This is a genomic window from Streptomyces sp. NPDC059696 (assembly GCF_042733745.1).
GTDB lineage: Bacteria > Actinomycetota > Actinomycetes > Streptomycetales > Streptomycetaceae > Streptomyces.
Map to the genome: position 1 here is coordinate 36,946 of NZ_JBHWFG010000014.1, position 18,959 is coordinate 55,904.

Below are 18,959 nucleotides of genomic sequence, written 5' to 3' on the forward strand. Positions count from 1 at the left end.
TCCCCTTCTAGTTTCGTGCTCCCATGAGCGGTCCGGCTGCCGGCCCGCTCTCCTCGCACCTGCTCAGAAGGGGATGTCGTGTCCCGAAAGAACCAGCGCGGAACAGCCGGCGTCGGGGCGCTGCTGGCCTGCGTCACGGCAATCGGTGGAGCGTTCGCCTCCCCTGCGGCCGCCGCTCCCGCCCACCGTCCCTCCCCGCCGCCCGTCAGCGACTTCAAGGGCGTCAACTGGGCCGACCCGCGCGACAACTACGCCCATGACGCGGTCGTGCCCTCGGGCCTGTCCACCGCCGACGGCTACGCCACCACGTACGCCAAGTCCCGGGCGATCATCGGCGGGTTCGCGAAGCTGGGCGCCAACACCGTCCGCCTCCCGGTGAATCCGACGTCGGTGAACGGGCCGTTCTGGACGTCGTACCGGGGCGCGATCGACGCCGCCACCGACAAGGGCTTCAAGGTCATCCTGGGCTACTGGGAGGCCGACGACGCCAAGGACGGCAGGATCGACGACCAGGCGTCCTGGGACCGGATGTGGGCACGGATCACCTCCGCCTACGCCCGCGACTCCAAGGTGCACTTCGAGCCGATGAACGAGCCGTTCGGCTACACCGCCCAGGAGTGGACCGACATCGCCGCGAAGTGGGTGGACACCCACCGCGCCGTGCCCCGCGACCGGGTCCTGATCGGCGGCTACAAGTACAGCGAGGACGTCAAGCCGGTCTGCGCCGACCCCCGGCTCAAGGGTGTCCGCCTGGCCCTGCACAACTACGGCTTCTGGCACACCGACTGGACCGGCGTCGACCAGTGGAAGGCCGACTTCAAGAGCCGCATCGGCGACTGCGCGTCCCGCACGATCCTCGACGAGTTCGGCGCCTCGATGACCACCGGCCTGGACTACAACGGCCCGGCGGGCACCTCCAACGAGATCGCCTACATCCAGGCGGCGACCGACACCATCAGGGAGCTCGGGCTGGGCTCGGTCTACTGGCCCGGCCTGCGCACCGGTGACACCTACTCCCTCACCACGCTCCAGGGCACGGGCACGCGGCTCAGCCTGACGGTCAACAACCAGAGCGGCCTGGACCGGCTGCACTACGCCTGGAAGCAATAGGCACGCTCGGGGTGGTGGCCCTTCCGGGTCCGGCGCCGCTCGTCAGCCGGACCCGGAAGGGAGCCGTTCAGGACGCCGAAGGCGTCCAGCCCGCGAGCCAGTCCGCGACCTCCTGGTCCGCGGCCTGCGCGTCGGTCAGATGGGGCCGGTCCGCGCTCGCCGGGCCCGCACCGGGGCCGTGGTTGCCGTACTCGGCGAACCGGTCGTCCTTCCAGGAGAACCCGCCCATGTCGGTCCACGGCGCCGACCTGATCGCGTTGCTCAGGCTGGTGTCGCGGACCGTGGCCTGCGGATCGAGGGACGCGTCCCCGCCGGCGTGCCAGGGCCGTCCGAGGTGGAAGCCGCCGGCCGAGACGTCCCCGTTCACCGTGGAACGGGTGATCAGGAAGCCCCTGCGGTTCGCGGCAGTGCTCGGCGCGGCGATGTATCCGGTCGAGGTGCCGTCCCAGCGCTTCTTCAGCGTGATCACGGACTTGTCGACGACGGCCGTGGCCCGGCCGAAGATGAAGTCGACGTTGCCGATGACGTAGGAGTTGCCGAGGTAGACCCGGCCCAGCCGGTCCTTCGACGCGGTGTCGAGCAGCAGGGTGTCCTGGTCCCCGCTGACGATGATCCCGTCCAGGAACACCTTGTCGGCGGCGGTCCGCAGGGCGACGGCCTGCTGGTCCTTGATGTTCTGATTCGCCTTCTCGTCGAAGTCGTTGGAGATGGTCAGGTTGCGCGCCTGGAAGTCGTCGGCCTCGACGGCGACGGTCGCGCTGCCGCCTGTGCCGTAGGTGCCGCCGCCGGGTTTGGGGGTTCCCGAGGCGTTGTTGTAGACGATCGTGGTGTCCTTGCGGCTCCCGCCGGTCCCCTGGAGGGTGACGTGCGGCTTGTCGGAGGGCACCTTCACCAGCTCCCGGTACGTCCCCGGCTTCACGGCGATCACCACGCGCGAGGGGTTGTTCGCCGGTACGGCGTTCACGGCGGCCTGGACGGTCTTGAACTGACCGCTGCCGTCCTTGGCGACGGTGAGGGTGGTGGTGACGGTGGTCGTGGTGGCGGTGGTGGCGGCGGAGGCCTGCAGTGCGGTGGAGCCCGGGACGCCGAGGTCGCCACCGTAGGCGAAGGCACAGGTGGCGCTCAGGGTCAGGGGGATCCCGACCGCCAGGGCCGTACGGCTGCTGCGGCGACGGTGCTGGGCCGTGCTGCGCGGCTCACTCATGCGGCGATCCGTTCCGTGTGGGGGAATGACCGCAGAGCAGTCGCCGCACGGCCCGCAAAGGTTGCCGGGTGCGGCGCCCTCCTTCGTGCGGTTGCGGGGCCGGGCTTCTCCTCGATCCTGTCCTCACGGCCGTCGGGCGTCGCCGTGGCGGCCGGCTGCGATGCGCAGGACCTCGCCCAGGGACTCCACGGCCCGGGTCAACGCGAAACGCAGGGCGCGGTCACCGGCGTCGGGGTCGTGCAGGACGGCGGCGGCGCCTGCGAGGACGGTCTCGGCGGATGCGAGCTGGGCGGCCTCGACCTCGTCGGCGAGCCGGGAGAGCAGGCTGCCGGGGTCGTCGGTGCTGAGGTAACAGGGCTTGCCGTCGGCACCGGTCCAGGGCAGGAGCCTCATGCGTGGATCTCCAGGGCGCGGAGGTAGGGCCGGACGAGAGGGGTGTCCATGTGGAGGGGCTCCACGGGCAAGGGCCGGGGCCGGGGACCGGGCGCCGGTGGTGGCGCCACCCGCAGGGCCGGTCCGACCGCTCGATGACGCCCTCGGGCCGGGAGGAGGAGTCGTACCAGGGTGAGCAGGAGGGCTTCGCAGAGGTGGGCGAGGCGTAGGCGCACGAGGGAACCCTTCGGGGCGGCAGGGGGTTTGACGAGCGGTGATTACCGTTCGTGCCTCGATGGTCACTGGCCGGCCGTACGCTGCGGAAGGGGCCGGGCGTTGCCTGGCCCTCCAGGCAACGGGGAGGGGTGACGTGGGCGAAGTGGTTGACGGCGGGCGGGTGGTCCTCGGGCGGACGCTGCGGTTCCTGCGCGAGCAGGCGGGCAAGTCGCTCGGTCAGTTGGCCGAGGAGACGGGGTACGACAAGAGCTATCTGAGCCGTTTGGAGAAGGGTGAACGGCTCTCCAAGCGTGCGGTCATGGAGGACCTGGACAGCTATTACGGGTCTGGTGACCTGCTGGTTCGCGAGTGGCGGGACGCGCGCAGGGAGGTCATCAAGGACAAGTACAAGGCGTTCATGGACCTTGAGGCGACGGCGCAGATCATGTGGATGTTCCAGCTGCGCGTGCCGGGTCTGCTACAGACCGAGGACTACGCCCGGGCGGTGTTGTCAGGGTTGTCCGGCGCCCAGACAACGGCAGGCAACAGTGAGGACGTCGAGGAACAGGTAGCTGCTCGGATGGGGCGGCAGGAGTTGCTGTGCCGTGAGTCTGCGCCCAGCGTGCGCGTGATCCTGGATGAAGGGGCGGTGCGGCGGCCCGTTCCCGACGCGAAGGTGTGGACCGACCAGTTGTCGCACCTGTTGGACGCGGCCGAGCTGCCGAACGTCGCAATCCAGGTCCTGCCCTTCGCCGCCGGGGTGCACGACCTGATGGACAGCCATCTCTGGTTGTTCTGGCAGCGTGCCGGTGATCCGGTCGCCTGGACGGAGGGCAACGGATTCGGTGAGTTGATCACGGAAGGGCACAAGGTCTTGCGCTTCCGTTTGTCCTACGATCGCGTCAGGGACGCGGCGCTGACTCCCGCGGAGTCGACGGCGTTCATCAAGCGCCTTCTAGAGGAGTGCAGAGAATGAACCGAGCCCCTGACCTCACCACCGGCGCGTGGCGTAAGTCGTCCTACAGCGACGGGGGCGGCACGAACTGCCTTGCAGTCAAGGACGGATGCCCCGGCACCGTCCCGGTCCGTGACACCAAACAGCCCGATGGTCCGATACTCGTGTTCGGCGCGAGCCCCTGGGCGTCGTTTCTCGCGTACGTCAAGAAGTAGCGGTCGGGGCCGCCCGCTTCTTGGCAGGGTCGTGCTTCCACGGCCTGCATCAAGGGCGCTTCGCGTCGCCTTCGGCGATGGCCCTGCGGGCCACCCTTGACCCAGGCCGCTCCAGCACGGGAGAGAAGCGAGCGAGCGGCCCGGAAAGGCGGGTGGCCAGGCCTGAGTGCGGGCCACCGCCCGTTGCCTCGCTGATCGGCGTTGGCGGCGCGTCCGCGTCTCGCCTGCACGCCGGGTGGGCGCAGCGGCTGTCGGCCGGTGGGAGTGCCCGCTTCCATCAGCGGTGTGGCCCACGTGCTTCCTTCCCACCGGGGCTGCTCGCCGCCCGGCTCAGGCCGAGGTGGGAGGTTCCTCCGGGGGCGGTGTCGGTGCGCCCGGGAGGCGTACCGTCGCCACCGTGCCGCCGTCTTCCGCCGGGGAGAGGGACACCTCGCCGCCCGCCTGCTGCACCGTGCGGGCCACGATCGACAGGCCCAGGCCCGAGCCGGGCAGGGCCCGGGCGCTCGGGGAGCGCCAGAAGCGGTCGAAGACGTAGGGGAGTTCGTCGGCGGGGATGCCCGGGCCGTGGTCGCGGACCGTGAGGGTGCCCGAGGCGAGGCGGACCTCGATCGTGCCGCCCCCCGGGCTGAACTTCACCGCGTTGTCCAGGATGTTGACCACCGCCCGCTCCAGGGCGGAGGGTTCCGCGCGGACGAACCAAGGCTCGATGTCCGCCGTGATCGTCAGGTCCGGGCCGCGCAGCCGGGCCCGCCGCAGCGCCGACTCGACCGTGTCCTGCCACGCGACGATCTGGGTCCGGCCCCCGTGCTGGCCCGTGTCGGGGCGGGACAGTTCCTGGAGGTCGCCGATGAGGGCCGCCAGTTCCGTCATCTGGGCCTTCACCGAGGCCAGGAGCGCCTTGCGGTCGGCCTCGGGGATGGGGCGGCCCGTCTCCTCGCTGCGGGTGAGGAGTTCGATGTTGGTGCGCAGCGAGGTGAGGGGCGTACGCAGTTCGTGGCCCGCGTCCGCGATGAGCTGCTGCTGCAGTTCCTGGGAGCTCGCCAACGCCGACGTCATCGAGTTGAAGGACCGGGACAGGCGCGCGATCTCGTCCTCGCTGTCGTCCTCCACGGGGATGCGGATGTTCAGGTCCTCCGTGCGGGCCACGTGCTCGACCGCCTCGGTCAGCTTGTCGACGGGGCGCAGCCCGGCCCGGGCGACGGCCAGACCGGCGGCTCCGGCGCCGATGACCCCCACGCCGGAGACCAGCAGCAGGATCAGGGCCAGCTCGTTGAGCGTGGACTGGGTTCCCTTCAGCGGCAGCGCGATGACGAGGGAGTAGTCGGCGGCGACGCCCTGTGTCAGGGGCCCGTCCTTGACGACGACCGCCGTGGTCAGCACCCGCAGCTTGTTGCCGTCGTCATCCGTGCCGTCGCGGATGTGGGCCTGGTTGGGGTCGGGGTTCTTGGCCACGGCCTTGTCCTCGCCGCCGACCTGCACCCGGGCGGTGGAGCTCGGGAAGAGGCACACCTTGCCGTCGGCCCGGACCAGCTGCCCGTAGCTCTTGGGCCGCGACCCCATGCCCAGGGAGTCGGACGGCGTCTGGCGGCAGCTGTCCGTGAGGCCCTGGACCTCCTCCGAACGCAGCGGCCCGACCGACGACTTCAGGTCGTCGTCGATCTCGTCGTACAGCTTCCCCTGCACGATGAACCAGCAGGTCACCGAGACCGCCGCCACGGCGAACGCCACCGCCGCCGCCACCAGCAGCGCCAGCCGGGAGCGGATCGGCAGGGAGCGGAAGCGCCGTACGACCGTCCGGGGACTCACTCCGCGCCGCCCTGCCGCAGCACGTAGCCGACGCCCCGGACGGTGTGGACGAGGCGCGGCTCCCCTCCTGCCTCCGTCTTGCGGCGCAGGTACATCACGTACACGTCCAGGGAGTTCGACGACGGCTCGAAGTCGAAGCCCCAGACCGCCTTGAGGATCTGCTCCCGGGTGAGGACCTGGCGCGGGTGCGCCATGAACATCTCCAGGAGCGTGAACTCGGTCCGGGTCAGCTCCACCGGGCGCCCGCCCCGGGTGACCTCCCGTGTGGAGAGGTCCATGCGCAGGTCGGCGAAGGTGAGCGCGTCCTCGTCGGCCGGGCCGGCCGCGCCCACGGAGGCCGCGTAGGAGCTGCGGCGCAGCAGGGCGCGGATGCGGGCGAAGAGTTCGTCCAGCTCGAAGGGCTTGACCAGGTAGTCGTCGGCGCCCGCGTCGAGGCCGGTGACCCGGTCGCCGACGGTGTCGCGGGCGGTGAGCATGAGGATCGGCGTGGTGTCGCCGGTGGCGCGGATGCGGCGGGCCGCCGTCAGGCCGTCCATGCGCGGCATCTGGATGTCGAGGACCACGAGGTCGGGCCGGTAGGCCGCCGCCTTGTCCAGGGCGTCCGCGCCGTCGACGGCGACCTCGGTCCCGTACCCCTCGAACGCGAGGCTGCGCTGGAGCGCTTCGCGTACGGCCGGCTCGTCGTCGACGATCAGGATGCGCTGCGGGTCACGGTCGCCGTCTGCGGGGCTCATGGGTCGGGGATCCTCAGGGGTGGAAGGGGGGCGGGGTGCTGCTGATCTGACGCTCTCAGCGTCCCACGCCGACGGCTGGGGATGGGGGGGGCGCCGGCCCGTGGTGGGCGGTCGTGGCGAGCGCCGCCTGCCGGGTAGTGGTGGTCCGGGAGGGTGCCTGCCGGGTGGTGGTGGTCCGGGAGGGGGCCTGCCGGGTGGTGGTGGTCCGGGAGGGTGCCTGCCGGGTGGTGGTGGTCCGGGAGGGGGCCTGCCGGGTGGTGGTGGTCCGGGAGGGGGCCTGCCGGGTGGTGGTGGTCCGGGAGGGGGCCTGCCCGGTGGCGGTGGTCCGGGAGGGGGCCTGCCCCCTTGGCGGTGGTCCGGGAGGGGGCCCGCCCCGGGGGTGGCGGCGGCCCGGGAGGGGGCCTGCCCGGTGGCCGGCCCGCGGCAGAGGCGTGTCAGCCTCGTGCCGTTCGGCGCCGGGTCCTCGCGCGCCGGCTCGTCCGGCGTGCCGTCGCCGTCGGCGCCATCTCCGCCGCCCGGCCCGTCGGCGCCATCTCCGCCGCCCGGCCCGTCGGCGCCACCTCCGCCGCCCGGCCCGTCGGCGCGTGCAGCGCGTACGCCACCGCCAGGGACAGCCCGACCCCCGCCGGGTCCGCGCCCGGCTCCGTGTGCACCACCTGCTGGATCATCGTCGTACTCCTCGGTGCCCGGTGCTCCGACTCAGTCGGTCGAGCCCGCCCGCAGCTTCGCGAGGTCGGCCTTGACGGTGTTGATCGGGATGGCGAAGCCGAGGCCCACGCTTCCGGCGTCGGAGGACGAGGAGGCCTGGCTCGTCGGCGAGTACATCGCGGAGTTGATGCCGATGATGTTGCCGTTCATGTCGATGAGCGCGCCGCCGGAGTTGCCCGGGTTGAGGGACGCGTCGGTCTGGAGCGCCTTGTACGTCGTCGTGTCGTTGCCGGTGTCGCCGTTGAACTGGCGTCCGCCGAACTCGAAGGGCCACTGGCCGCCCTGCCCCTGCTGCTGGCCCTGGCCCTGGTCCTGGCCCTCCTCGGTCGGGACGGTGACGTCGCGGTCGAGCGCCGAGACGATGCCGCTGGTGACCGTGCCGGACAGCCCTTCGGGGGAGCCGATCGCCACGACCTGGTCGCCGACCTGGAGCCCGGAGGAGTCGCCGAGCGTGGCCGCCTTCAGGCCGGAGGCGTTCTCCAGCTTGATCAGCGCCAGATCCTTCTTGCTGTCGGTGCCGACGACCTTCGCGGTGTACGACCTGCCGTCGCTGGTCGTCGCCTTGATCTGCGAGGCCCCGGCGATGACGTGGTTGTTGGTGACGATCTCACCGCCGCTGGTGATGATCACGCCGGAGCCGGTGGAGGACCCGGCGTTGGAGGCGGCGCTGATCTCGACGATGCTCGGACTGACCGCCTTGGCGACCCCGGCGACCGTGCCCTTCTGGCTGGAGGGGACCACGTTGGTGCTGGTGGAGCTGGAGGCGACGGTGTCGTTGCCGGTCAGCTCCTGGATGCCGTAGGCGGTGCCGCCGCCTATCGCCGCCGCGACGATCGCCACGGCGGCGATCAGGGCGGCGGGGCCGCGGGTGCGCTTCGGCCGGTGCGGAGCATGCGCCGGGGCGTACGCCGGCGGGGGCGGCCACTCGGGGTTCACCGGGGCCTGCTGCTGACCCTCGTGAGGGTTCTCGTACTCGCCACTGCGGTGGAAGCTCTCGGTCATGGAACCGAGCTTGTCGCCCGACCATGAGAGCTTCCTGAGTGCACCCTGAGAAGCCCGACAGAACCTCGTATGCCCGATATAAAGACGCGCGGCGCCTGAACCGCCCGGGGCCTACGCGCAGCCGCAGGACTGCCGGGTGACCAGCCGCGACGGAAACACCTTCAGCCGCTCCCGCCGGGACCCGGCGACCCGCAGCCCGTCGTCGAGGACGAGGTCGACCGCAGCCCGGGCCATCGCGGAACGGTCGGACGCGACCGTGGTCAGGGGCGGGTCCGCGAGGGCCGCCTCCTTGATGTCGTCGAATCCGGCCACCGCCAGCTCGCCGGGGACGTCGATCCGCAGCTCCCGCGCCGCGCGCAGCAGGCCGATCGCCTGGTCGTCGGTGGAGCAGAAGATCGCCGGCGGGCGCCCCGGCCCGGAGAGGATCTTCAGGGCGGCCTGGTAGGCGTCGTAGCGGTTGTAGAGGGCCTCGAAGAGGCGGCCCTCCGTGGAGATCCCGGCGTCGTCCATCGCGCGGCGCCAGCCCTCGACGTGGTCGGAGACCGGGTCGCCGACCGCGGGCGTCTCGGCTATGCCGCCCATACAGGCGACGTACTCGTAGCCGTGCTCCAGCAGGTGCCGGACGGCGAGCTCGGCGCCGCCGAGGTCGTCGGTGGTGACGGCGACGTCGTCGATGGCCTCGGGCCGTTCGTGCAGCAGCACGACGCGGGCGTCCCACGCCTCGATCTCGGCGGCGGCCAGGTCGTTGAGCGCGTGGCTGACGAGGATCAGGCCGGAGACCCGCATGCCCAGGAAGGCCCGCAGGTAGTGGACCTCGCGCTCGCCCACGTAGTCCGTGTTGCCGACGAGGACCATCTTCCCGCGCTCGGAGGCGGCCTGCTCGACCGCGTGCGCCATCTCCCCGAAGAAGGGCTGGCGGGCGTCCGGGATGATCAGGCCTATGAGGTCCGTGCGCCGGGAGGCCATCGCCTGGGCGACCCGGTCGGGCCGGTACCCCAGTTCCTTGATCGCGGCGAGGACACGCTCGCGCGTGGCCGGGGCGACCGGCCGGGGTCCGTTGTTGATGACATAGCTGACCACGGCAGTGGAAGTCCCTGCCAGCCGCGCCACGTCATCCCGAGTCACCTTGGCCACGCGCGGAGTCTACGCGGATATACCGGCTGTGGGCAGGGCGTAAAGGAGCTTCCGTACGATATCCCGATCGCCGTCCGGGGCGGCCCGTGCGGGGGGCGATGCCCAGGTCGGCGGCGCAATTCGGCTCTTTACGCCTTGGCGTGGGCGTCGGCGGCCTCCGGGGCGGCCGACTTGTCCGCGGTGTCCTGCTTCGCCGTGGCCGCCTTGGCCTTCGCCTCCTCGGCGGCGCGCTCCATCTTCTCCGGCTTCTCCGGCGTAACGAATCGATAACCGACGTTCCGGACGGTGCCGATCAGTGACTCGTGCTCCGGGCCGAGCTTGGCGCGCAGCCGCCGTACGTGCACGTCGACCGTGCGCGTACCGCCGAAGTAGTCGTAGCCCCAGACCTCCTGGAGCAGCTGGGCGCGGGTGAAGACCCGGCCGGGGTGCTGGGCGAGGTACTTCAGGAGCTCGAACTCCTTGAAGGTGAGGTCGAGGACGCGGCCCTTGAGCTTCGCCGAGTACGTCGCCTCGTCCACCGACAGATCGCCGTTGCGGATCTCCATGGGGGAGTCGTCGCTGACGATCTGCTGCCGGCCCATGGCGAGGCGCAGCCGGGCCTCGACCTCGGCCGGGCCCGCGGTGTCCAGCAGGACGTCGTCGATGCCCCAGTCCGCGGTGACGGCGGCGAGGCCGCCCTCGGTGACGACCAGGACGAGCGGGCAGCCCGGTCCGGTGGAGCGCAGCAGCTGACACAGGCTGCGGACCTGCGGCAGATCACGCCGGCCGTCGACGAGGATGACGTCGGCGCCGGGGGTGTCGACGAGGGCGGGGCCCTCCGCGGGCGCTACACGCACGTTGTGCAGGAGCAGGCCGAGGGCGGGGAGCACCTCCGTCGACGGCTGGAGGGCGTTGGTCAGGAGCAGCAGAGAACTCATACGTCTGGTTCCTCCTCGGTCCCTGCGAGGACGTTTGTTGGCACAGCACCGCTCTGCGATCCCGAAGGCCCGTACACCTGCGGTTTCCCGCGTCGTATACAACGCTTCCGAAAGCACAAAAGGACCCGGGGGCTACGGTGCCCGAGTCCTCTGCCCAGCAGAATAGCCCACATGAGCTCTGGTCCGGCAGGTCATGTGGCGCGTTCCACCGATCGTCCGCATGGCGAGACAAGCGGGGGACAGCCCGTACGGACGCCGTCGCGGGCGCTTCTGAGGACGTCGGACGGTGTGCCGATCGACGCCCTGTACGAGCCGGGAGCGGCCGTGCGCGACACCTCGGGGACGTCTTCCGCTCATCCCGTGTTCGTCGTCGCCCACGGATTCACCGGCGCGGTGGACCGCCCGCACATGCGTCGGATCGCGCGAGCGTTCGCGCGGTACGGGGCCGTGGTCACCTTCTCCTTCCGCGGGCACGGGACGTCCGGCGGGCACTCCACGGTCGGCGACCGGGAGGTGCTCGACCTGGCGGCGGCGGTGGCCTGGGCGCGCGGACGCGGGCACGCGCGGGTGGTGACCGTGGGCTTCTCGATGGGCGGCTCTGTGGTGCTCCGGCACGCGGCGCTGCACCCGGGGCAGACCGACGCGGTGGTCTCGGTCAGCTCGCCGGCCCGCTGGTACTACCGGGGGACCGCGCCCATGCGGCGGCTGCACTGGCTGGTGACCCGGCCCGAGGGGCGGATCGTGGGCCGGTACGGCTTCCGTACGCGCATCCACCACCGGGACTGGAACCCGGTGCCCCTCTCGCCGGTGGAGGCGGTGCCGAGGATCGCCCCGACCCCGCTGCTGATCGTGCACGGCGACGCCGACGGCTACTTCCCCCTCGACCATCCGCGGATGCTGGCCGCGGCCGCCGGTGACCAGGGCGAACTGTGGCTGGAGCCGGGCATGGGGCACGCCGAGCACGCGGCGGGCGAGGAACTGCTGGCCCGCATCGGGGAGTGGGCCGTCGCCCGGGCGGGCTAGCCTGACGGGGTTCACCGTCGAATTCATTGAGGAAGCAGATGCCAAAGGTCACGGTGCGCTACTGGGCCGCCGCCAAGGCCGCGGCCGGGGTGGCCGAGGAGCCGTTCGAGGCGGTCACGCTCGCCGAGGCGCTCGACGGGGTGCGCGAGCGGCACCCCGGTGAACTCGAGCGCGTCCTGCGCCGGTGCTCGTTCCTCGTGGACGGCGACCCGGTGGGCACACGCGGGCATGAGACGGTACGGCTGGCCGACGGCGGCACGGTCGAGGTGCTCCCGCCGTTCGCAGGAGGGTGACGATGACCGACCAGCCGAACCAGCCCCACCAGCCCCACCAGCCGTACGACGGCTACGACCCCTACGGGCAGCAGCCGCAGGCCTGGCCCGGGCAGGGGCCCCAGGGGTACGAGGACCCGCACGCCGCTCAGCAGTACACGCAGCAGTGGCAGGGGCAGACCTGGGAGACGCAGAACCACCGGGCGGTGTCCGCGCAGGCGCCGGACCCGGAGACGGCGATCCTGACGCCCCAGTCGTCCCGGACCCCCCGGCCGTCCCGCGACCCCGGGACACCGCAGCCCCAGCAGGGCCACGCGGCCCCGGCCGCCCCGGCCACCGACCCCTCCGCCCCCGGCTACGGCCCCGCCACCGTCGGTGGCAACACGCGGGTCACGGACGCGCAGCGGGCCCGGGCGGAGGGCCGCTCCCCGATCATCGAGCCCGGCATGCAGCCGGCCGCGCTGACGGCGCTGCTCGGGCTGCTCCTGGCCGGTGCCGCGGCGGTCGGGACGTACGCGCTGCTCGTGCCGCTGGTCGTCCTGCAGGCCGTCACGGCGGCGGGCTGGTTCCGGCTGAACGGCATGTGGCCCGCCCGGCAGGGCATCGCGCTGGGCTTCGCGGGCGCGCTGGCCGCCGACGCGGCGCTGCTGGCCTCGGGCCGCTCCCCGTCGGCGATCCTGGGCACGCTCGGGGTGTGGGTCCTGCTGGCGCTGGTGCTGCAACTGCGCTCGCACGCCGACCCGGACGAGCGGATGTACGGCTTGATGGCGACGGTCGCCGCCTCGGCGCTGGCGATCGTGGCCGGCGGGTACCTGGCGGCCGAGGCGGACGCGGTGACCGTGGGCGCGGTCGGGGTGGCGGTGGCCGTCCTGGCCCGGGCCCTGCCGCTGCCGACCCCGGCCTCCGTGGTGGTGTCCCTGCTCGCCGCGGCGGGTGCGGGCATCGCGGCCGGTTCGGCCACCGGCCTCGGCACGCCGGGGGCCCTCCTGGGTGCGGGCGCCGCCGCCTGCGCCCTGATCGGCCACCGGGTCGCGAGCTACGACTACCCGTCCCGCTTCGTCCACTTCACCGCGGGCGTGGCCCTGCCGCTGGCCTCGGCGGCCCCGGCCGTGTACGTGCTGGGCAGGGCGCTGGCGTAGCGCGGAGGCCCGGACCCCGGGCCTCCGGTCTGTCACAGATGATCAACAATCCTCCGATGCCCCTTCCCCTCGGCGTTACCCTCGCGCAAGGGACGGCCACCGGGTCGTCGCAGCACCGGACCGGTGGGGGACACACCGCATGCGCGCACTGCGAATACTGCTGATCTTCGTCGTGATCCTGGGTGGGCTGTTCGTGGTCGCCGACCGCATCGCGGTGAACTTCGCCGAGGACGAGGCCGCCGATCGGCTGAAGACGACGGAGAACCTGCCGTCCACCCCCGATGTGTCGATCAAGGGCTTCCCGTTCCTCACCCAGGTCGCCGGCGGTTCCCTGGACGACGTCGAGGTCGGCATCAAGGACTACGAGGCCGCCGCGGGCGACGACGGCCGGAAGATCCGTATCGACGACCTCCAGGCCGACATGAAGGGCGTGGAGTTCTCCGGCGACTACAGCTCCGCCACGGCCTCCACGGCCACCGGCACCGCGACCATCGCCTACGACGAGCTGCTGAAGACGGCGAAGTCCGAACCCACGCAGGTCGCCCCGGGCGTCACCGCCAACGTCGTGGGCCTGTCCGACGGCGGCAACGGCAAGATCAAGGTGACCGTCGAGGCCACGGTCCTCGGCACCAAGCTCCCCGAGCCGGTCTCCGTGCTCAGCTCGGTGAAGGTGGAGAACGGCACCGTCCGCGTGCACGCCGACGGCCTGCCCAGCTTCGGCGGTGTGGACCTCGCCGAGAACCGCGTGCGGGCGATCACCGACTTCCAGCAGAAGATCGACGGTCTGCCCGGCGGCATCGAGCTGGACACGGTCCAGGCCGCCGCCGACGGCGTCGAGATCACGGTGAAGGGTTCGGACGTCCGGCTGGCCGGGTAGGCAGGGCGCAAGGCGGTGGACCAGGGGTGTCCGGTGGGCGAGACGGCGGCGTCCGCAGCGCAGATGTGACGACCAGCGCATCGGGTCGCGACCCCCGCCGCCCTGCCTCGTACGGCCTCCGTGTCCCACATCGCGGATCATCCCGTCTCAGCATGCGACACGCCGGTGACATGCCTGCCACACCGTCCCTACGATCGACGGTATGAAGCGACAGGCGGACCTCACGAAGCGGCGGGCAGTAGACCTGTGCCGCGTCGCCGCCATGCTCTGTCGCACCTTCTGAGCGATCGCGTCGGCAGTCGCGCCGACGCGCGCATCCCCGCAGCCCCGCATCACGGGCACCCGTGCGCCGCCCTGCCTCAAGGGCGCGCCCTGCAGACCTCGCACGCCCCCGCCGTAACTGCCCCGGAGGAGAAAAGCATGAGCCGCAACGACGTCCTGGTCGACGCCGACTGGCTCCAGGAGCACCTGGACGACCCGACCATCGCCATCGTCGAGGTGGACGAGGACACGTCCGCCTACGAGAAGAACCACATCCGCAACGCCATCCGGATCGACTGGACGCAGGACCTCCAGGACCCGGTCCGCCGCGACTTCGTCGACCAGGAGGGCTTCGAGAAGCTCCTGTCCGACAAGGGCATCGGCAACGACCACACCGTGGTCCTCTACGGCGGCAACAACAACTGGTTCGCCTCGTACGCCTACTGGTACTTCAAGCTGTACGGCCACGAGAGCGTCAAGCTCCTCGACGGCGGCCGCAAGAAGTGGGAGCTCGACGCCCGCGAGCTGGTGCCCGGCGACGAGGTGCCGGAGCGTGCGAAGACGGACTACAAGGCCAAGGCCCAGGACACCTCGATCCGTGCCTTCCGCGACGACGTCGTGGCCGCCATCGGCGCGCAGAACCTCGTCGACGTCCGTTCGCCCGACGAGTTCTCCGGCAAGCTGCTCGCCCCGGCCCACCTGCCGCAGGAGCAGTCCCAGCGCCCGGGTCACGTGCCGAGCGCCCGCAACATCCCGTGGTCCAAGAACGCCAACGACGACGGCACCTTCAAGTCGGACGAGGAGCTCAAGGCCCTCTACGAGGAGGAGAGCGTCGACCTGGCCAAGGACACCATCGCCTACTGCCGCATCGGTGAGCGCTCCGCGCTGACCTGGTTCGTGCTGCACGAGCTCCTCGGTGTGGAGAACGTCAAGAACTACGACGGCTCCTGGACCGAGTACGGCTCCCTCGTGGGCGTGCCGATCGAGCTCGGCGCCAACAAGTAAGCAACCCCGACCGACCTTTCCAGACTTCAGGAGTACGACATGTGCGGTGCGAAGGCCGGCGGCCCCGACGCCTCGACGATCAAGCCCGGTGAGACCACCATCCAGGGTCAGGTGACCAAGGACGGCGAGCCCGTGGTGGGCTACGTCCGTCTGCTGGACTCCACCGGCGAGTTCACGGCCGAGGTGCCGACCTCGGCGACCGGACAGTTCCGCTTCTACGCGGCCGAGGGCACCTGGACCGTCCGTGCCCTCGTGCCCGGCGCCACCGCCGACCGCACGGTCGTCGCCCAGCAGGGCGGCCTGGCGGAGGTCGCGATCGCCGTCTGACGGCGACCGGATTTCGAAGGGCCGCACCCCCCGGGTTGGACGCCTGGGGTGCGGCCCTTCGGCCTGTGCGGACCTACGCTGGACGCATGTACGCACGGCGGCGTCACACGTACTTCGCGATGATGGGCCTCTGCATCGGCCTGTTCGTGCTGGCCTGGGGTGTCGTGCGGCTGTGGTCCGTTCCCGTCGCCGTCGGGATGTGCGTGGTCGCCATGGTCATCCCGCCCGTGGCGGCCATGGTCGCGAACCGGCGCGGGCCGGAGGACCGGTGGTGGGACGACCCCTCGGGGGACCCCCAGTCCGACGAGTGGTGGGACGAGCTGGACGGCAAGAAGCGCCGGCACTGAACCGGCCCGGGGGGCATGCCCTCGGCAGCGGCGACGGGGCACGCACCGACGTGCCCGGGCGAGCGCCTCAGTAGACGAGGGCCTGCGTGTCGTCCGCCATCGCCTCCTGGACGAAGACCTGCGCGCCCGCGATCCGGACACCCTTGAGGACGTCCTGCTCCGTGATGTCGCGGCGGGCCGCGCACTGCGTGCAGAGGGTGACGCGGCCGCCCGCGAGGAGGGAGTCCAGCAGGTCGGGCAGGGGCGCCGCGTGCGGCAGCTCGAACTCGGCCGCCCGGCCGGGCAGGGCGAACCAGGCGGACTCGCCGGTCAGCCACAGGGAGACCTCCACGCCGCTGGCGACGGCCACCGCCGCCACCGTGAACGCCTGGGAGCACCGCTCGGGGGCGTCGGCCCCCGCCGTCACCTTGATCACCAGCTTCTTCGCCATGTCCGAATCGTAATCAACGGCCGTGCAACCGCGGGCGTCGGCCGGGGGTCTCCTGTGCGCGCATACGGAATGCGCAACTCACGTTCTGTGTGTGGGGGGACGTCTTGGATACCGACGAAGAAGCGGCCGCCGCGCCCGCGCCCGCGCCCGCGCCCGCGCCCGCGCCCGCGCCCGCGCCCGGGCCCGTGCCCGCACCCGCGCCTGGGCCCGGGCCCGGGCCGCGTCGCCGTCGACGCAGCCGTACGGCCGTGCTGATCGGTGCCGCCGCCGCGCTGGGGCTGGTAGCCGGCTGCTGTGCCGGCTACCTCGTGCAGGCGCACCGCGCGCCCACGAAGCTGCCCTCGCTCGCGCAGCCGGTGCTCGCGCAGGCCGAGGGCGAGGGGCCCGAGCCGCTGTCGGCCGCGCGGGACCGGCGGGTGAAGACCGACGGCGACCTGCGCGAGCTGCTGCTGAAGAAGCCGCGCGGGGCGCGGGACGCGACGCACCTGATGAGCGGGGACGGCTGGCTGGACCTGGCGGAGTACGCGGCGTTCTACGACAAGCCGGGGGAGATGTTCGGCGAGCTCGTCGGCGACGAGTTCCGGCGCGCGGCCGTCACCGGCTGGCTCGTCGGCCGCACCCAGGAGGTGGAGATCCGCCTGGTGCAGTTCCGGCAGGAGGAGGCGCTCGCCGCCGCCGAGAACGTCGAGAACACGCAGTACTGGGTCGAGGAGGAGGGCGGCACCGACAGCTGGGCCGTCCCCGGCTCCGGCAATGGGCGGGTCTACGTCCACACCCGCCCCGAGGCCAAGCCCGGCTACCAGAGCGTGTACACCGCCGAGGCACACGCCTGGCGCGGCGACATCGCCCTGGAGATGTGGATCGTGGACACCGAGCCGATCTCCAAGGCGAAGATCATGGACCTGGCCGAGCGGCAGATGGAGCGGCTGTGAGTGACAACCACGTGGAGCCGGTGGAGCCGGTGGAGCCGGTCGCCCCGGTTGCGCCGGTCGCCCCGGTTGCGCCGGTCGCGCCGGTGGCGCCGGCCGAGTCGTCGGCGGAGGGGGCAGGGGCGCAGCCCGTCGGCGAACTCCCCCGGAAGCCCGCACGCCGTGTCAGGCCCGCCGTCGCCGCCGTCTCCGGGCTGCTGGCGATCGCCGTGGCCGGCGGCGTCGGGTACACCGTCGTGGCCGTGAAGGGCGCCGACCGCGACGCGGGCGCGCCGGTCTGGGCGTTGCCGGAGGCCGGGAGCGCGTCGGGGGCGGAGAAGAAGGCCACGCCCTCGGGCCTCGCCGGCATGCTCGTGCCGTACGGGACCGACGGCTGGGGGCCGGGCCCCGACTTCGGTGAGCACGGCCGGGACACCGCGCTGAGCGGCAGGGAGGCCACGGCCTTGCGCAAGGAGGCGCTGAGCGGCCTGCCCCGCACGCAGCGCAAGCGGCTGGAGGAGGCCGTCGACCGGCAGCGCATCAGCGGCGTCGCCATGCGCAGCTACCTCAGCACGACCCAGCTCTCGGACGGCTTCACCGACGGGGCCGTCGCCGTGCGCGTCCAGCTCGCCCGGATGGAGAACCGGGACGCCGTCCGGGACGCCTCGCGGATGCGCAGCGCGTTCCTGGGGGCCCTGGACGTCTTCCGCGCGGGTCCTGAGATCAAGGGCCACAAGAACGCCTCCTGCTTCCTGTCGCCCAAGGACGACGAGGAGCTGGAGACGATGCTGTGCTTCGCCCACGTCGGGAACGTCCTGGTCACCGCCGTCGCGGACGGTGCGAAGCCACTCGACACCAAGGGGGCCGCGGTGCTGTTCCGCGAGCAGCTCAACCGCATCACCGAGCCGGGGAAGGCGATATGACCGAGGAGCAGCAGACCGCCGTGCGACCCGCCCGGCAGGTGCCACCGGAGCCCTTGCCGGCGCCCGTCCCCACGGACCGGAAGGACGACGAGGACCAGCAGGGCCAGAGGGACCCGAAGGGCCAGGAGGACGGCCGGAAGGGCGAGGACGGCCGGGAGGACCAGGGGGGCCAGGGGGACCAGCAGGACCAGCAGGACCAGGAGGGCCAGGGGGGCCAGGAGGGCCGCCGGGGGCGTGGAGTGCTGCGGGGCGTCCTGCGCTGGACGGCCGCCGTGGCCGTCTTCGCGACGGTCGCCGGGGCCACGGCGTACGGTCTCACGAGACCCGAGCGGACCGACCTCCCCGGGCTCTCGACCAAGCCGGACGGACGCTGGGACTACCCCGTGCTCACCAGGCCGCCGCTGCCGTCGGGCAGCCCGGGCCCCTTCGCCGACGCCAACCCGGCCGGCACGCACCACGCCGACCTCCGCTCCCTCCTCCTGCCCGCTCCCGCCGGCGCCGAGAACGACAGGACGCTGCGAGGAGCGGACGGCTGGCTGGCGCGGAAGGACTTCCTGGCGGAGTACGCCGCGAAGGACGACCGCGCGGAAGTCGGGCAGCGTCTCACCGACCAGGGGCTGCGGCACATCGCCGCCCGCGGCTGGAGCATGCCGGACGGGACGCGCACGCGGATCTACCTGCTCCAGTTCGACACCGCGGCGGTCGTGGACGCGCTGCTGGGGCCGTATCTCGCCCCCTTCAGCGCGCCGAGGTTCCCGCTGCGCGGCGCCGCGACGTCCGTCGACGACGAGTCGTTTCCCCAGGACGCCCTGGTGGAGGACGTCCAGCGCGTGGTCTACGACGAGGCCAGGCCGCACGGCGGCGAACAGGTCCGCCACGCCTACCTCGCCGCCGGTGACACCCTCGCGCTGGTCGTGCAGTCCCGTAAGGGCGGCGCGAGGGCCGTGCCCTTCCAGCAGACGGTGACGCTGCAGAGCCAACTGCTCGGCTGACGTCAGCGCGGGCGCACCTCACCATGAGGCCCGGAACCCGGCCGCGTAAGCTGGGCTCGGCCCTGTGCAACCGTTCGCACCC

General features: G+C 72.1%; 23 protein-coding genes and 1 pseudogene. 15 read left to right on the forward strand and 9 right to left on the reverse strand.

All coding sequences use genetic code 11. The features are described from left to right. Positions 1-78: 78 nt before the first annotated feature. Positions 79-1,110: a glycoside hydrolase family 5 protein gene (locus ACFV20_RS17235; RefSeq protein ID WP_385657360.1), complete on the forward strand. Its 1,032-nt coding sequence runs from the start codon at positions 79-81 to the stop codon at positions 1,108-1,110. 67 nt (positions 1,111-1,177) lie between these two features. Here the strand turns inward: ACFV20_RS17235 and ACFV20_RS17240 are convergent. Beyond that, a pseudogene (locus ACFV20_RS17240) lies at positions 1,178-2,158 on the reverse strand (pectinesterase family protein); the annotation flags it as partial. Between the two features lie 279 nt (positions 2,159-2,437). Continuing rightward, the gene (locus ACFV20_RS17245; RefSeq protein ID WP_385657363.1) at positions 2,438-2,707 is read right to left on the reverse strand and encodes a hypothetical protein; all 270 of its coding nucleotides are present in this window, start codon (positions 2,705-2,707) and stop codon (positions 2,438-2,440) included. Positions 2,708-2,709: 2 nt separating this feature from the next. Here ACFV20_RS17245 and ACFV20_RS17250 point away from each other — a divergent pair, with 2 nt between their 5' ends. The 3 genes from ACFV20_RS17250 (at position 2,710) to ACFV20_RS17260 (ending at position 4,072) form a co-directional block, all read left to right on the forward strand. Next, positions 2,710-2,916 carry a hypothetical protein gene (locus ACFV20_RS17250; protein WP_385657365.1) on the forward strand — a complete coding sequence of 69 codons (207 nt, stop codon included), beginning with the start codon at positions 2,710-2,712 and terminating at the stop codon, positions 2,914-2,916. A 140-nt stretch (positions 2,917-3,056) separates the two neighbouring features. Then, positions 3,057-3,878, forward strand: coding sequence for a helix-turn-helix domain-containing protein (locus tag ACFV20_RS17255; protein WP_385657368.1), 822 nt, complete (start codon positions 3,057-3,059; stop codon positions 3,876-3,878). Beyond that, positions 3,875-4,072, forward strand: a complete 198-nt coding sequence (locus tag ACFV20_RS17260; protein WP_385657371.1) for a DUF397 domain-containing protein — start codon at positions 3,875-3,877, stop codon at positions 4,070-4,072. Before ACFV20_RS17255 ends, ACFV20_RS17260 begins: the two co-directional genes overlap by 4 nt. A gap of 330 nt (positions 4,073-4,402) precedes the next feature. Here ACFV20_RS17260 and ACFV20_RS17265 read toward each other — a convergent pair whose 3' ends face one another. From ACFV20_RS17265 to ACFV20_RS17290, 6 genes are all read right to left on the reverse strand, one after another. Then, positions 4,403-5,878 carry a sensor histidine kinase gene (locus ACFV20_RS17265; protein ID WP_385657374.1) on the reverse strand — a complete coding sequence of 492 codons (1,476 nt, stop codon included), beginning with the start codon at positions 5,876-5,878 and terminating at the stop codon, positions 4,403-4,405. Beyond that, entirely contained in the window at positions 5,875-6,612 is a 738-nt protein-coding gene (locus ACFV20_RS17270; protein ID WP_385657377.1) for a response regulator transcription factor, read from the reverse strand. The genes ACFV20_RS17265 and ACFV20_RS17270 overlap by 4 nt, the downstream gene beginning before the upstream one ends. 434 nt (positions 6,613-7,046) lie before the next feature. After that, entirely contained in the window at positions 7,047-7,280 is a 234-nt protein-coding gene (locus tag ACFV20_RS17275; protein WP_385657380.1) for a hypothetical protein, read from the reverse strand. A 31-nt stretch (positions 7,281-7,311) separates the two neighbouring features. Beyond that, complete coding sequence (locus tag ACFV20_RS17280) at positions 7,312-8,322, reverse strand: S1C family serine protease (protein WP_385657382.1); 1,011 nt, start codon at positions 8,320-8,322, stop codon at positions 7,312-7,314. A gap of 111 nt (positions 8,323-8,433) precedes the next feature. Beyond that, on the reverse strand, positions 8,434-9,456 hold the full coding sequence (locus ACFV20_RS17285; protein ID WP_385657385.1) for a LacI family DNA-binding transcriptional regulator: 1,023 nt from the start codon (positions 9,454-9,456) through the stop codon (positions 8,434-8,436). Between the two features lie 128 nt (positions 9,457-9,584). Continuing rightward, on the reverse strand, positions 9,585-10,373 hold the full coding sequence (locus tag ACFV20_RS17290) for a response regulator transcription factor (protein ID WP_385657388.1): 789 nt from the start codon (positions 10,371-10,373) through the stop codon (positions 9,585-9,587). Between the two features lie 171 nt (positions 10,374-10,544). Between ACFV20_RS17290 and ACFV20_RS17295 the strand changes: the two genes are divergently transcribed. The 8 genes from ACFV20_RS17295 to ACFV20_RS17330 all read left to right on the forward strand — a co-directional run bounded on the left by ACFV20_RS17295 (position 10,545) and on the right by ACFV20_RS17330 (position 15,624). Continuing rightward, positions 10,545-11,396 (forward strand): alpha/beta hydrolase, encoded by an 852-nt coding sequence (locus ACFV20_RS17295; protein ID WP_385657391.1) that lies wholly within the window; start codon positions 10,545-10,547, stop codon positions 11,394-11,396. Between the two features lie 38 nt (positions 11,397-11,434). After that, positions 11,435-11,689, forward strand: coding sequence for a MoaD/ThiS family protein (locus ACFV20_RS17300; protein WP_385657394.1), 255 nt, complete (start codon positions 11,435-11,437; stop codon positions 11,687-11,689). Positions 11,690-11,691: 2 nt separating this feature from the next. Next, positions 11,692-12,807, forward strand: coding sequence for a hypothetical protein (locus ACFV20_RS17305; RefSeq protein WP_385657397.1), 1,116 nt, complete (start codon positions 11,692-11,694; stop codon positions 12,805-12,807). Between the two features lie 139 nt (positions 12,808-12,946). Further along, positions 12,947-13,684 (forward strand): DUF2993 domain-containing protein, encoded by a 738-nt coding sequence (locus ACFV20_RS17310; protein WP_385657400.1) that lies wholly within the window; start codon positions 12,947-12,949, stop codon positions 13,682-13,684. Between the two features lie 202 nt (positions 13,685-13,886). After that, a complete protein-coding gene (locus ACFV20_RS17315; RefSeq protein ID WP_350310325.1) occupies positions 13,887-13,967 on the forward strand; it encodes a putative leader peptide in 81 nt (26 codons plus the stop codon). Between the two features lie 137 nt (positions 13,968-14,104). Then, positions 14,105-14,950 carry a sulfurtransferase gene (locus tag ACFV20_RS17320; protein ID WP_385657402.1) on the forward strand — a complete coding sequence of 282 codons (846 nt, stop codon included), beginning with the start codon at positions 14,105-14,107 and terminating at the stop codon, positions 14,948-14,950. Positions 14,951-14,989: 39 nt separating this feature from the next. Continuing rightward, positions 14,990-15,277 carry a DUF1416 domain-containing protein gene (locus ACFV20_RS17325; RefSeq protein WP_003991226.1) on the forward strand — a complete coding sequence of 96 codons (288 nt, stop codon included), beginning with the start codon at positions 14,990-14,992 and terminating at the stop codon, positions 15,275-15,277. Between the two features lie 86 nt (positions 15,278-15,363). Further along, positions 15,364-15,624: a DUF3099 domain-containing protein gene (locus tag ACFV20_RS17330; RefSeq protein WP_366710741.1), complete on the forward strand. Its 261-nt coding sequence runs from the start codon at positions 15,364-15,366 to the stop codon at positions 15,622-15,624. A 67-nt stretch (positions 15,625-15,691) separates the two neighbouring features. Here ACFV20_RS17330 and ACFV20_RS17335 read toward each other — a convergent pair whose 3' ends face one another. Further along, entirely contained in the window at positions 15,692-16,054 is a 363-nt protein-coding gene (locus ACFV20_RS17335; protein ID WP_385657405.1) for a DsrE family protein, read from the reverse strand. A gap of 248 nt (positions 16,055-16,302) precedes the next feature. Between ACFV20_RS17335 and ACFV20_RS17340 the strand changes: the two genes are divergently transcribed. The 3 genes from ACFV20_RS17340 to ACFV20_RS17350 are packed head-to-tail and all read left to right on the forward strand — an operon-like array spanning position 16,303 to position 18,877. Beyond that, positions 16,303-16,986: a hypothetical protein gene (locus tag ACFV20_RS17340; RefSeq protein WP_385657408.1), complete on the forward strand. Its 684-nt coding sequence runs from the start codon at positions 16,303-16,305 to the stop codon at positions 16,984-16,986. Continuing rightward, a complete protein-coding gene (locus tag ACFV20_RS17345; RefSeq protein ID WP_385657410.1) occupies positions 16,983-17,885 on the forward strand; it encodes a hypothetical protein in 903 nt (300 codons plus the stop codon). The genes ACFV20_RS17340 and ACFV20_RS17345 overlap by 4 nt, the downstream gene beginning before the upstream one ends. Next, positions 17,882-18,877, forward strand: a complete 996-nt coding sequence (locus ACFV20_RS17350; RefSeq protein WP_385657412.1) for a hypothetical protein — start codon at positions 17,882-17,884, stop codon at positions 18,875-18,877. The genes ACFV20_RS17345 and ACFV20_RS17350 overlap by 4 nt, the downstream gene beginning before the upstream one ends. The last annotated feature ends 82 nt before the right edge of the window (positions 18,878-18,959 follow it).